General features: G+C 37.4%; 10 protein-coding genes. 4 read left to right on the forward strand and 6 right to left on the reverse strand.

The window, feature by feature from the left end:
* Positions 1-123: 123 nt before the first annotated feature.
* Positions 124-2,640 (reverse strand): zinc-dependent metalloprotease, encoded by a 2,517-nt coding sequence (locus EV200_RS08560; RefSeq protein ID WP_132531130.1) that lies wholly within the window; start codon positions 2,638-2,640, stop codon positions 124-126.
* A gap of 85 nt (positions 2,641-2,725) precedes the next feature.
* Positions 2,726-3,973 carry an aspartyl protease family protein gene (locus tag EV200_RS08565; RefSeq protein ID WP_132531132.1) on the reverse strand — a complete coding sequence of 416 codons (1,248 nt, stop codon included), beginning with the start codon at positions 3,971-3,973 and terminating at the stop codon, positions 2,726-2,728.
* Between the two features lie 135 nt (positions 3,974-4,108).
* Here EV200_RS08565 and EV200_RS08570 point away from each other — a divergent pair, with 135 nt between their 5' ends.
* The 3 genes from EV200_RS08570 to EV200_RS08580 are packed head-to-tail and all read left to right on the forward strand — an operon-like array spanning position 4,109 to position 6,990.
* Positions 4,109-5,353 (forward strand): D-alanyl-D-alanine carboxypeptidase, encoded by a 1,245-nt coding sequence (locus EV200_RS08570; RefSeq protein ID WP_229676810.1) that lies wholly within the window; start codon positions 4,109-4,111, stop codon positions 5,351-5,353.
* Between the two features lie 60 nt (positions 5,354-5,413).
* Positions 5,414-6,463 (forward strand): aminotransferase class I/II-fold pyridoxal phosphate-dependent enzyme, encoded by a 1,050-nt coding sequence (locus EV200_RS08575; RefSeq protein WP_132531134.1) that lies wholly within the window; start codon positions 5,414-5,416, stop codon positions 6,461-6,463.
* Between the two features lie 26 nt (positions 6,464-6,489).
* Entirely contained in the window at positions 6,490-6,990 is a 501-nt protein-coding gene (locus EV200_RS08580; RefSeq protein WP_132531136.1) for a phosphoglycerate mutase family protein, read from the forward strand.
* Positions 6,991-7,080: 90 nt separating this feature from the next.
* On the opposite strand, the gene EV200_RS08585 is transcribed toward EV200_RS08580, so the two are convergent.
* The 4 genes from EV200_RS08585 to porX form a co-directional block, all read right to left on the reverse strand.
* Complete coding sequence (locus EV200_RS08585) at positions 7,081-7,758, reverse strand: M15 family metallopeptidase (RefSeq protein WP_132531138.1); 678 nt, start codon at positions 7,756-7,758, stop codon at positions 7,081-7,083.
* Positions 7,759-8,018: 260 nt separating this feature from the next.
* Complete coding sequence (locus tag EV200_RS08590; protein ID WP_132531140.1) at positions 8,019-9,245, reverse strand: alanine dehydrogenase; 1,227 nt, start codon at positions 9,243-9,245, stop codon at positions 8,019-8,021.
* Between the two features lie 71 nt (positions 9,246-9,316).
* Entirely contained in the window at positions 9,317-9,733 is a 417-nt protein-coding gene (gene tsaE / locus EV200_RS08595; protein ID WP_132532197.1) for a tRNA (adenosine(37)-N6)-threonylcarbamoyltransferase complex ATPase subunit type 1 TsaE, read from the reverse strand.
* A 197-nt stretch (positions 9,734-9,930) separates the two neighbouring features.
* Positions 9,931-11,484: a T9SS response regulator signal transducer PorX gene (gene porX / locus EV200_RS08600; protein WP_132531142.1), complete on the reverse strand. Its 1,554-nt coding sequence runs from the start codon at positions 11,482-11,484 to the stop codon at positions 9,931-9,933.
* Positions 11,485-11,594: 110 nt separating this feature from the next.
* Here porX and EV200_RS08605 point away from each other — a divergent pair, with 110 nt between their 5' ends.
* Complete coding sequence (locus EV200_RS08605) at positions 11,595-12,818, forward strand: HD domain-containing protein (RefSeq protein WP_165877895.1); 1,224 nt, start codon at positions 11,595-11,597, stop codon at positions 12,816-12,818.
* The last annotated feature ends 92 nt before the right edge of the window (positions 12,819-12,910 follow it).

Consider the following 12,910-nt stretch of genomic DNA (forward strand, 5'->3'; position numbering starts at 1 on the left):
TAAGGCATTAATAATTCTATAATAACTTATTAACCTAAAAAACGGAGCAACCAACTTAATGATTGACTCCGCTTTCTGAATAATTGAATTATAAAATGACTAAATGATCATTCTATAATTATTTTATTTTTTCGGATCTGAAATATCTTTAATCCTGATATTCAAATCTTCATAATGTGCCTTTGATATCTCATCACCTGCAGCTGATCTGGCTTTTGTAGTGGCTAATAATAATTTTAACTCAGCCCTAACCAGTGGCCTGATATCTGATAAACCTACATTAACTGGTGTTAAGCCATATCCCGCAGCATAATCAACAGGTAATCCTACCGGAAGTTCGGCTTCTTTGGTCATCAGGTTTTCCAATTGATCTACATATGCACGTTGCAAATTCCGTTTGAATGCATCGGCTCTGCCTGTGGCAAATACAGAAGCTCTCAAATCGGTAAATAATTGTGGCATAGTATAGGCCTTTGACGGTCCGTTTTTTGTTTCATTATCCAGCAAACGGGCAAGACGTGGCGCAGATAAAAGATTCCCTAAGGTATTCGTCTGAACCGCTTTAATGCGGTTTAACAATACGCCATTATCAAATTTATTTAATTGTTCATTGCTGATTAGCCATAAAGGGGTAGTAAACAATTGTTGATTGAAAAAAGTAATCGCTTCTTTTTGCTTTGCTTTTGGCAGATAGGCATAAACAGGACCTGACTGATCATACGTTTTAAAGTTTTCACTCAAGCCACCAACATTTGTAGTCACATGCCCCATGTAGCGATTAAACTGACCAATGATTTCATTGTAGATTTCTTTTAAGTCGCTGTAATCCTTCCCTTTCTGGTAAGTCCATTTTTCTACATTTGGCAGAATACGTTTGAGGTTGGCAATACCATAAGTACTCGCTTTCATGGCATTATCGCCCAGATCTTCACTTTGTAAACGCGGATCTAAGCTTGTTCCCTGTCTACCGTAGAAATACAATGGATTACCAGCATTTTTCAGCACCCACTGGTTCAAAATTTCTTTTTCCTGCTCGGCAGTTTTATTTCCTGGAATCCATGAATAACCCCATTTGATGGCCCACTTGTCATATTCGCCAATTTGTGGGTGTAATTTTGTTACACCATCACCTGGCTGGGCGATATAGTTAAACCGGGCATAATCCATAATTGAAGGTGCGGTTCCATGTTTATCTGTAAAGGTTTTCGATCGCAATGAATCTACCGGATAAGCATAACTCGAACCGAAATTGTGTGGCAAACCTAAAGTATGGCCAATTTCGTGTGACGACACAAAACGAATTAATTCGCCCATTTGTGCGTCAGAAAATTTAGCCTTACGTACATCCGGGTTTATCGCTGCAGTTTGAACAAAATACCAGTTGCGCAACAGGTTCATCACATTGTGGTACCAACCAATGTGGGTTTCTAAAATCTGCCCGGTTCTTGGATCGCTGATATGTGGCCCATAAGCGTTTGCAATATCGGATGCGAAATAACGTACAACCGAATACCGTGAATCTTCCACGCTAAACTGCGGATCTTCTTGTGGTGTTGGTGCTTGCTTACCTATAATTGCATTTTTAAAACCCGCAGCCTCAAAACCAGCTTGCCAGTCATTAATCCCTTGAATTAAGTAGGGTACCCATTTTTTTGGTGTAGCAGGGTCAATGTAAATAATAATTGGTTTTACTGGCTCTACCAACTCGCCTCGCATGTAAGCAGCAGTATCTTTTGGAACTAAATTCCAGCGGTGAATATAAGCTGTGCGTTCTGCCTTCTGTGCGTCAGTTCCATAATCAAGCTGTGATTGCCCAAAGTAACCTACTCGGCTATCCATAATTCTGGCCTTAACTGGTGTTTTAGGCAATAACAACATGGAGGTATTAAATTCAAAAGTTACTGCGGCATTACTGTTATCTGTCGGTGATTCTGCAGCCTTATAAGTTTTAGCTGTTTTAACTTCAATATTAATCGGAAAAGTTTTAACCGTATCGATGTAAGAACGTGTGGCATCATAGGCAATAACCTTATATGCCTTACGGATCTGGTCGGTAGCACCAATAGCCATAATGTCGCCATTGTAAAAATCGGTTACATCAATTACCACACCTGTAGTATCTTTATTTAAGGCTTTAATTTCAAAGCCCGCTAAAATCTGATCCAGGTTTGAATTTTTAACCGACTCATACATATCACTATTTGGATCTGCTTTTGTAGCATAGCTTGGCACACGGATATAAACCTGTTTGCCTTTACGCTCCCATTTCCAAACCTGTTCATTTAATTCTTCGCCACCATATTGCTGATTGCCCACCTTTATACCTACTGGAGCCTTTGCCAAACGGGTAACCACCAGCATTTCCCGGTTGATTAAACTATCTGGAATTTCAAAATACCACTTATCCTCAACTTTGTGTGTTTTAAATAATCCGTTAGTGGTGATGGCTTTAGCCGTAATCACTTCAGAAAACGGTTTGATACCATCTTTTTTAGGTATCGCTGCTGAAGTAGCTGTTGCCGGAATGGCGGGGCTAGTTGTGCCCTTTTTGTTTTTCTTTTGTGCGTATACTGAATTGGATCCTGCCAAACCAAGCGCAACCATACCTGCAAAAGCAAGTACGCTAAGTTGTTTCTTCATTGATGTGTTATATGATATAATAGAGCCCGAAGTTAGAGGCTTGTTACAGCATAATTCATCTGTAACTAGAAAATTACGGGTCGAATTAAATTCTTTTTTCCAGTTGAACAAATTTAAATAAAATACGATCACCCCGATAGATTTCAAAAAGAAGTCTTCTGCCTGGCCCTGATTTAAAAAGTTCATTAATGTCGTTTAAAGTATAGAATTCGATGGGTTTAAAATCTATACTGATAATTTCGTCATGAAGCATAAAGCCAGCCTTTTCTGCGGGTGAACCTTCATCAACTTCGCCGATTAATACCCTTTTAAATTCATTCTGCTCCAGGTAAACAACCATGCCTACCATATCATGCTGAAACGGCTTTTTACGGTTGGAATTTGGCTTTAGTGATATAAATCCTTGCTGGTAATTAAATTGAATATCAAATTTCCTCAGAATTTCACCACCTAAATTTCCATTCCGTTTACTCAGGTCAATTCTTTTTGAAATGTATTCAAAATCCGGAAAACCGGCAACAACCTGATCAAATGTATAATTACCAATATAAAACTTTGAAATCCGCCCAACATAACCTTTAATTTCTCCACTTAAGCTCATTCCTAAATTTGCTTTTACCTTTTTAGATGGTGTAGGAAAAGCGCCACTACCTAGCATTTCCATAGATAAAGCATGGCTTGCGCCGGTATCAATAAGCAACCTGGCCTTTACCTTTACCGTATCATCAACCACCACTTGTGTTTCAATGTAGGGTTTTTGTTTTTCAATCAGGATTGGAATTTTTGCTCCACGGTATTTCACCTTACTTTTCAAATTATAAAAAATAAGTTTGTTATGGCTATACCTAACGTCTACAATAAAGCTATTGAAGAAATCGAAACCTATCAGCCCATAAATTTTAATCCCCAAATGACCAGATAAATTAAATAGGTCTTCTTCTAAAACCGCAGTAGGAATGTATTTAATTTTTGCTTTTCCCAACTGGGCACTTACATTTTGAGAAACATAGGCCTCAACACTTTCTACTCCAAGACCAGATAACTTGATCTTACGCATGGTGCTAAAGTCCAGCGAATCAATAATAGAGGGTTCTGTAATAATTAAAGGGCCAACTCCGGTGTCCAGAACAAAATCATAGGGCCCTTTTCCATTCACCATCAGTGGAATAATGATGAGGTTTTTAATACACTTAAAGGGAATAGATTGCTTTGATTTATTCTCAGGAAATACAAATTCTTGCCCATAACCTTTAAAAAAAGCCAAACAGCAGGCCAGGCAAATCATTACTTTGCGACATACTGAAAAGGTTACAATGGCATATTTGGTTAACATTAAATTAAATTTAATAAATTAGTTGGCAATTGTCATTTCTAATTCAGCATGATGTTTATTCCCAAAGTCCATTATTTATCTTTTGCAATTATAATTTTTATCGTATCAGGCTTAATTGGCTGTTCTACAGACCAAATGATTGCAAAAAAAGTAGCTAAAGCGTTCAAAAATTCCGAGGTGATCAAGCAATATGAGGTGGGTTTTGCTTTGTATAATATGGAAGATAAAAAAATGATCTTTCAGAAAGATGCTGACAAATATTTCACACCTGCATCCAACACCAAGCTGTATACTTTTTATGCGAGCTTACAAATGTTACCTGAACGGATGCCTGCCTTAAAGTACGTGGAACGAAACGATTCCCTGATATTCTGGGGAACTGGAGATCCCTCATTTTTACAATTTGCGGTTAAGGATCAATCCGCGTATCATTTTCTTCAGAATAGCAATAAAAAGCTCTTTTTTGCGCCAGGTAGATATTCGGGATCTTTCTTTGGAAATGGTTGGAGCTGGGATGATTACGATTATTATTACCAGCCGGAGATTACAGAAATGCCCATTATGGATAATATGGTCACCTCAACCTATATCAGCTCAAACAAAATCAATATCATACCTAAAGTTTTTGCACCTTGTTTTGAAGTTGATTCCACCAAAACCAGCGGAAATTTCCAAGTGACCAGAGATTTTTTAGTGAACCATTTTCGCTATCCGAATGTAGCTGTGAAACCTGGCTATAATCAGCAAAACCCCTATAAAACAAGCACCCAAACCACTGTAGAGCTATTAATTGATACTTTGCATAAGCAAGTTGGTATTATCAAAATGAAAATCCCTGCTGATGCGCAAACATTACCTGGTGCCACAAGAGATTCGGTTTTGAAGCACATGATGTTACCAAGCGACAATTTTATAGCTGAACACCTGCTGCTGGTTTGTTCCAATCAAATCGGAGATACACTTAGCACAACCAAGGCTATTGAGTACGTGACCAAAAAATACTTATCCTTTTTGCCAGATAAAGTACAGTGGGCGGATGGTTCAGGCTTATCCCGTCAGAATTTATTTACACCACGGGATAATATTTATCTGCTAGACTCCATCTATAAATTGGTGAATAATCGAGCGAAGCTTTTTGATATGCTCCCTGCTGGTGGTAAAACCGGCACCTTAAAAAATGCATATCCCAAAACCGATCAGCCATTTATTTATGGCAAAACCGGATCATTAGGTGGTGTACATAATCAAAGCGGTTATGTGTTAACTAAAAAAGGCAAAACCTATATTTATTCCTTTATGAACAATAATTTCATTAAGCCAACAGCTGAAGTAAGAGCTGAAATGGTTAGAATAATGACTTATATTCATGATCAGTTTTAACCTATCAAATCAATTATTAAGGCTGCTAATGATGCGTCTTATAGCAATCACAATCAGGCAATGAATCAAAAATTCCGATCTATCAATCAAGCCCTTTCGAATGAAATGACGATCGATGGTGAAAAATATTTGTACTTTGGCGGAACAGCTTATCTGGGGATTCCACAAAACCAGGCTTTTACCGAGTTATATCTTGAAGGACTGAAAAGATTTGGTTTAAATAATGGTACCAGCCGCAGCAATAATATTCAGCTTGGCATCTATCAGGAGGCTGAAAATGTTGCTGCAGCCCGATACATGGCTCAGGATGGATTGATCACTTCAAGCGGATACTTAGCCGCTCAATTAACCGTTAAACAACTTTCTGCTTTTGGTCATGTAATTTATGCTCCAAATACACACCCTTCACTCTGGATAAATGAAAAACCCGCAACTTCAGGTTCTTTTACAAACTGGAGTAAAGAAATCCTTCAGTTCATCAATACTTCAGCTGAAAAAAACTGGGTATTAATTAGTAATTCCATGAATAACTTAGTGCCTGAGGTTTATGATTTCAGTTTCCTAAATGATATTGATCCTGAGAATAACATCATTCTAATTGTTGATGATTCTCATGGCATAGGAATAAATAATCAAGGCTTAAGTGCATTATCTGCACTACCTAAAAAGAAAAATATAAATAGTGTAGTTGTTGCCTCAATGGCTAAAGCTTTAGGTATAGATGCTGGCTTAGTGCTGGGTACTGAAAAAATGATATCCGAATTAAAAAGCACGAGTATGTTTGTTGGCGCTTCGCCCCCGGCAGCTGCAGGTATGTTTGCGTTTATTCATGCGCAACAGATTTACCAAAGCGAATGGTCTAAACTTCAGCATAATATCAATCGATTTACTCAGAGCCTCCATCACCAGTGGAAATTCGAACCTGGCTTTCCGGCATTTTTAGCTGATACCCCGGGAATTGACCAGCATCTCTTAAATCAGCAAATTTTAATATCATCCTTTCCTTACCTTAATCCAAATAGCATGCCTATTAACAGGGTCATATTATGTAGCTGGCATCAGCCTTCAGATATTGACCATTTAGTAAATACCATAAACACGTTTTCTTAACCAATAAATTTTTCAATCTTTATCAAATGAAAAAGTTCATTCTATTCTTCTTCTTAAGTTTAATCTTCTCTAAAGCTACCTTCGCCCAAACTACCGAAGTATGGATTGTACGACATGCTGAAAAAGACAAAACAAATCCTGAAGATAAGGATCCTAACCTATCTGATGAAGGCAGAATCAGGGCTGGTGATCTGGCTACTTTTCTCAAAAAGACCAAGTTTGATGTAGCTTTCTCTACACCCTATAAAAGAACACATCAAACCTTAGATTCTCTCATCATTCCTAAAGTGGTTAATTACAATGATCCTAAATCACTGGTTGATTCGGTTAAGAAAAACTATGCGGGCAAAACTGTCATAGTAGCTGCTCATTCCAATACCGTTCTCGAAATTATTGAGGCTTTTGATGGCAAAAGACCAAAGGAAATGCTCACTGAAGATGACTATGATTATATTTTTCGTTTAACCGTGAAAGATGATAATGCCAAAGTGAAAATGGATCAGTTTGGGAGGCCACACCACCTTTAGTTCGGAGTTTTCAGTTGGGAGTTATCATGCGTCTCGCCTGGTTAATGGCCCAAACGGATGAACCACTCACTAATGAACTATTAAACCAATTTAAAGTTTTTCGAAAGGAATATTCATGATTGGATAGTTTTGCCAGCCTTCAAAATCGTAGTGCCACCATTCGTTTTCCAGTACATTTAGTCCATATTTTTTCATGGTTGTCATCAGGAATTCACGGTTTTTTCTCACCTCTGCCGTAACTGGTTCATAATTTGCCGCAGCAGATGCAGAAAAACTGTCGTAAGGCGTTGGCATAGGAAGCTCTTTACCTGTTTTTAAGTTAATTAATGTCAGGTCGACCGCGCAGCCCCGGTTATGTTTTGAACCCTTAGCAGGATTGGCGACGAAGTTTTTATCACTTGCTTTTTTATAAAATGCTACTGTGATGGCATAAGGTCGGTAACCATCAAAAATTTTTAATCCATAGCCTTTTTTATTGAGTTCCTTTTGAATTTTCCTTAATGAGGCTACCACTGGTTTCCGTGCAAATGCCCTCGCTTGTCCGTACATAACTTGTTTCATAAAGTTATTTTTCGTCGCATAGCGAATATCTAACGTAATGTTCGGAATGGCTTTTTTGATCTCAACCAACTCATTGTTTGGATTGCTTTTAATGGATGCCAGATATTGATTGTATGAGTTTACGACAACTAACTTTGGTCGCGTGCCTTTTTGAGCCGAAGCAGAAAAAGAAATAAAAAGGAATAAGATGAGGAGTTTAATTTTCATAGTGTCGTTTCTATAAATAGGTCGTCATTGCTGAAGTACAAAGCAATCTTACTCATGAAATAGATTACTTCGTATTTCGAAATGGTGAAAAATAAATTACTGATTCCAAACCACCAATAATTCCTGATCTTTATTCCTTCTATCGGTTGGTGTCTCACCGACCGAAAAAGAAAATGTTTTGGCTGGTTGGTGAGACACCAACCTGTAAGTTCCCTGTCTAATAGATTGCTTCATACCTTGCAATGAATATAAAGGTCGTTTTACTGATTCGAAACCACTAAAAGTTCAAGATCTTTAAAAGGAAGGTTAAACATATCTGCCAGATCTTTATTGGTACAGTTTCCCTGATACATGTAAAGTGCTTCACGAATACCTGGATTATTCCACACCATATTCATTAAGCCACCAAATTCGCCAATATCCAATAGAATAGGCGCAAAAATATTGGTGAGGGCATAGGAAGCAGTACGCGGCACTCTAGACGCAATATTAGGTACACAATAATGGATTACATCATGTTTTCTAAACGTAGGGTTCGTATGATTGGTCACTTCTGAAGTTTCAAAACAGCCTCCCTGATCTATGCTAATGTCTATAACAACGGAGTGAGGTTTCATTCTGGCCACTGTTTCCTCCATTACAATACAAGGACTACGCCCGTGACTGGCACGGATGGCACCAATTACCACATCGCAGGTAACAATTGCTTTATTCAGCACAATGGGCTGCATTACAGAGGTAAAAACACGGCTTCCCAAATTATTTTGCAGCCGCCGTAAACGGTAAATTGAACTATCAAAAACCTTCACTTCAGCTCCAAGGGCCAAAGCCGTTCTGGCGGCATACTCGCCAACGGTTCCGGCACCTAAAATCACGATTTCTGTAGGTGGAACTCCGGTGAATCCTCCAAGCATTAAACCTTTTCCTCCGGTTACATTGCTTAAATACTCCGCAGCAATTAAAATTGAAGTAGAACCTACAATTTCACTCATGGCCCGTACTACACTGAGCACATTTCCTTCATCACGCAGGTTTTCAAAGCATAAAGCATTAATTTTTTTATGCATTAATGCCTTTAAATAATCTTGCTTTAACGTGCCGGTTTGGAGTGATGAAATTAATGTTTGCCCTTTATGCATCAAAGCAATTTCCTCTAGCATAGGAGGCGCAATTTTCACAATGATATCAGAATCAAAAACTTCCTTTTTATCGTAAGCAATCTTAGCGCCTTGCTCGGCATATTCCGAATCAGAAAAATTAGCGGCAATACCCGCACCAGTTTCTAAAATTACCTGATGGCCATTATTAACCAATAAGGCAACAGATAGTGGCGTTAAAGCAATTCTATTTTCCTGAAATGAGATTTCTTTGGGTATTCCGATGTTCAGGCTATTTTTCCTGTTTCTGGTTTCTAGTGTCGCTTCTTGAGTTTGCAATAAACCCTGACGTGCGATATCAGCCATTCCTTCGCGTATTCCTGTAGCCATGCTGCTTTAAAGTATTTCTGTTTAAGGTTGTTCAAGGTACGGAAATTCTGGTAATTATTTAAGATCAAATGTCATACCTTACTGAAATTGAACACCCTCCGGCTTTCATCCACAATGTTAATTTCTGTTTTGATTAAATGATCGGGCAACAATTCGGCTACCCTTTCCGGCCATTCAATTAAACAGATTCCACCACCGTAAAAATACTCTTCATAGCCTAAATCAAATGCTTCCTGGATATCCTTAATGCGGTAAAAATCGAAATGATACACCGGTCCATTAGCGCTATCATATTCATTTACGATAGAATAAGTTGGACTTGATACGACATCATGAACACCTAAAACCTGACAAAAAGTTTTGATGAAAGTGGTTTTACCCGCCCCCATATCACCATCAAAAATGAAAATTTTGTTTTCGCCTGCAAAAGTTAAAAGCTGCGCTGCTACCGAAGGTAAATCTGATAAATTGTTAATGGCTATTTCCATCTTAAATAAATAAAGGCAAAAGTAATACATAATTGCATTGCTTTTGCCTTCTTTGTATGTCATTCTGAGCACAGCGAAGAATCCATAACTTAATGCATACTATTCTAGCTTAACTTACTTTCTTTTTTTGTTGTGCAATATTAAAGTTTGTATTTCAATACTTGCAGATCCTTCCTACGTCAGGATGACAGCCACCTTTATCTTGGCGAATACGTCACCACTGGAATAATCATTTCTTCTAATGAAATTCCACCATGCTGGAAAGTTTCATTATAGTAATTCACAAACTGATTGTAGTTATTTGGGTAAACAAAGTAACTGTCTTCACGAGCAAAAATGTAACTGCTACTGATGTTGATTTTCGGCAGTAATGCATCGTGAGGGTTTTTAATTAAAAAAACCTCTTTTGCATTGAAGTTTAAATTCCGTCCCTGCTTATATCTTAAGTTGGTGTTTGTAGCACGATCACCGATCACTTTTACTGGTTTTTTTACCCGAATGGTTCCATGATCGGTAGTAATCACCACCTTCACTTTTTTCTGAGATATCTTTTTCAATAAATCCCAAAGTGGTGAATGTTCAAACCATGATAATGTTAATGAGCGATAAGCCGCATCATCATTAGCCAATTCACGAATCATTTGCATATCCGTACGGGCATGGCTCAACATATCCACAAAATTGAAAACAATGGCATTGAAATCATTTTGTAATAAGTTATTGGTTTGATCAACCAAATCCTTACCCTGCTCAAAAGTTAAAATTTTATTATAGCTAAACTTACAATCCTTGCGAAGGTTACGTTTAATATTATCAGCTAAAAAAGCCTCTTCATGCATGTTTTTTCCACCTTCATCATCATCATTCTGCCATAATTGAGGGAAACGTTTTTCCATTTCCAAAGGCATTAAACCAGAAAATATCGCATTCCTTGCGTATTGTGTTGCTGTAGGAAGAATACTGGTATACATATCTTCCTCATCTATTCTGAAATATTCGGAGATTAAAGGGTTAATTATTTTCCATTGATCGTAACGTAAATTATCAATCAAAATGAAAAATACTGGTGTGGTATCATTAATATGTGGAAAGGCTTTTTTCTTCAGCAATTCATTAGATAATAATGGCGCAGTATCTTTATTTTTAATCCAGTCCAGGTAATTTTCTTCTATAAATTTAGTAAATTGTGTATTGGCTTCCTGTTTTTGCATGGTTAAGATCTCATGCATCTGTGGGTCATCTAACTTTTCCAGTTCCAATTCCCAGAAAACAATTTTTTTATAAACATCAATCCATTCTTCGTAATTTAAACGATCGCCGAGTGTCATGCCTAAACGGCGAAAATCCTGCTGATAAGCCATGGATGTTTTTTCACTCACTAGGCGTTTATTATCAATTAGCTTTTTGATCGTTAACAACACCTGTTTAGGATTAACAGGTTTAATCAGATAGTCATCAATTTTGCTCCCAATGGCATCTTCCATCAGGTTTTCTTCCTCACTTTTGGTAATTAATACTACCGGAACATCAGGATTTAAATTTTTAATGGCTGAAAGCGTTTCGATTCCGCTCATGCCAGGCATGTTTTCATCAAGAAAAACAAGGTCGAAATGTGCTTTTCCGAAAGCTTCTAAAGCATCATTTCCGTTGGTAAAGGTGGTTACATCATAACCTTTATCGTTTAATAATAATATATGGGGTTTTAGCAAGTCGATTTCATCATCGGCCCACAATATTTTAGTTTCTTGCATGTTTTTGTAAAAATAAATATCTATTGCCTTTTATTTTGGCAGGTAAATCAAACTATAAATAAAAATAGCAATTTTTGTACCGTATCTATCTATTTAACTATTTTTAACGATTGAATAAAAAGAAAATCATAAATGATCCCGTTTACGGCTTCATTAGTATTCCATCTGAATTGGTTTACGATGTCATTTCGCATCCCTATTTCCAGCGATTGCGTTACATTAAGCAACTTGGGATGACGCATCTGGTTTATCCAGGCGCTTTACATACCCGTTTCCATCATGCTTTGGGTGCAATGCATTTAATGGCTTTGGCTATTGAAGTTTTAAGAAGCAAAGGACATGTTATTACTGAAGGTGAAGAGGAAGCAGCTACTTTGGCTATTTTACTACACGATATTGGTCATGGTCCTTTCTCGCATGCTTTAGAGCATTCATTGGTTACGGGCATCAGGCATGAAGATATATCAGCAAAACTGATGGATGATCTGAATCATCATTTTAATGGAAAGCTGACACATGCCATTGAGGTTTTTAACGGAACCTATCCTAAAAAGTTTCTTTATCAATTGATTTCTGGTCAACTGGATTTAGATAGAATGGATTATCTGAATCGCGATAGCTTTTTTACAGGCGTAAGCGAAGGTGTAATCAGTTTCGATCGCATTATTAAAATGTTTAATATTTTTGATGATAACCTCGTGATTGAAGAAAAGGGGATTTATTCTATTGAAAAATTCCTGATTGCCAGGAGGCTAATGTATTGGCAGGTTTATCTGCATAAAACGGTAATTTCTGGCGAAATGATTCTGGTAAAATTACTGGAAAGGGCCAAAGAACTTTCTGCAGCTGGCGAAAACCTTTTTGCATCACCATCATTAAATCACTTTTTACAGCAAAACATTAACGAACTCAATTTCTTTTCTAACCACATCAATCTGGAGCATTTTACCAATCTGGATGATCAGGATATTTATGCTGCTGTAAAAGTTTGGGTAAAACATCCAGACAAAATATTGTCTACGCTTTGTCAAATGCTTACTTCCAGAAATCTTTATAAAGTTGAAATGGGTAATGCAATGGCAGACGAAGATCGGGTTGCATCTTTAAAAAACGCAGCCGTACACCTTTTAGGGATAACCCCTGAAGAGGCACGATACTTTGTTTTTACCAGCGCTATTCAAAACCGGGCCTATAATGCCGGTGTTGGAAACATTAAAATTTTAATGAAAAATAACGATATTGTTGATATTGCAAAGGCTTCAGATTTATCAAACCTGGAGTCGCTACAAAAAACTGTTGAGAAGTATGTTCTCTGCTACCCACGAGGGATTTAAGATTAATTAACAAAATATTTGACTTTTACTGCCGTTTTAAGTCTTACTATTGTGTAAAATATACACGGCTTAACCCTTACAGGTTTTTTTGT

It is taken from the genome of Pedobacter psychrotolerans, from assembly GCF_004340665.1.
GTDB classification, from domain to species: Bacteria; Bacteroidota; Bacteroidia; order Sphingobacteriales; family Sphingobacteriaceae; genus Pedobacter; species Pedobacter psychrotolerans.

Bases quoted from the DNA above. Each gene is read 5' to 3' on its own strand.
- EV200_RS08560 (WP_132531130.1), bottom strand. From the start codon at position 2,640: ATGAAGAAACAACTTAGCGTACTTGCTTTTGCAGGTATGGTTGCGCTT.
- EV200_RS08565 (WP_132531132.1), bottom strand. From the start codon at position 3,973: ATGTTAACCAAATATGCCATTGTAACCTTTTCAGTATGTCGCAAAGTA.
- EV200_RS08570 (WP_229676810.1), top strand. From the start codon at position 4,109: ATGATTGCAAAAAAAGTAGCTAAAGCGTTCAAAAATTCCGAGGTGATC.
- EV200_RS08575 (WP_132531134.1), top strand. From the start codon at position 5,414: ATGAATCAAAAATTCCGATCTATCAATCAAGCCCTTTCGAATGAAATG.
- EV200_RS08580 (WP_132531136.1), top strand. From the start codon at position 6,490: ATGAAAAAGTTCATTCTATTCTTCTTCTTAAGTTTAATCTTCTCTAAA.
- EV200_RS08585 (WP_132531138.1), bottom strand. From the start codon at position 7,758: ATGAAAATTAAACTCCTCATCTTATTCCTTTTTATTTCTTTTTCTGCT.
- EV200_RS08590 (WP_132531140.1), bottom strand. From the start codon at position 9,245: ATGGCTACAGGAATACGCGAAGGAATGGCTGATATCGCACGTCAGGGT.
- tsaE (WP_132532197.1), bottom strand. From the start codon at position 9,733: ATGGAAATAGCCATTAACAATTTATCAGATTTACCTTCGGTAGCAGCG.
- porX (WP_132531142.1), bottom strand. From the start codon at position 11,484: ATGCAAGAAACTAAAATATTGTGGGCCGATGATGAAATCGACTTGCTA.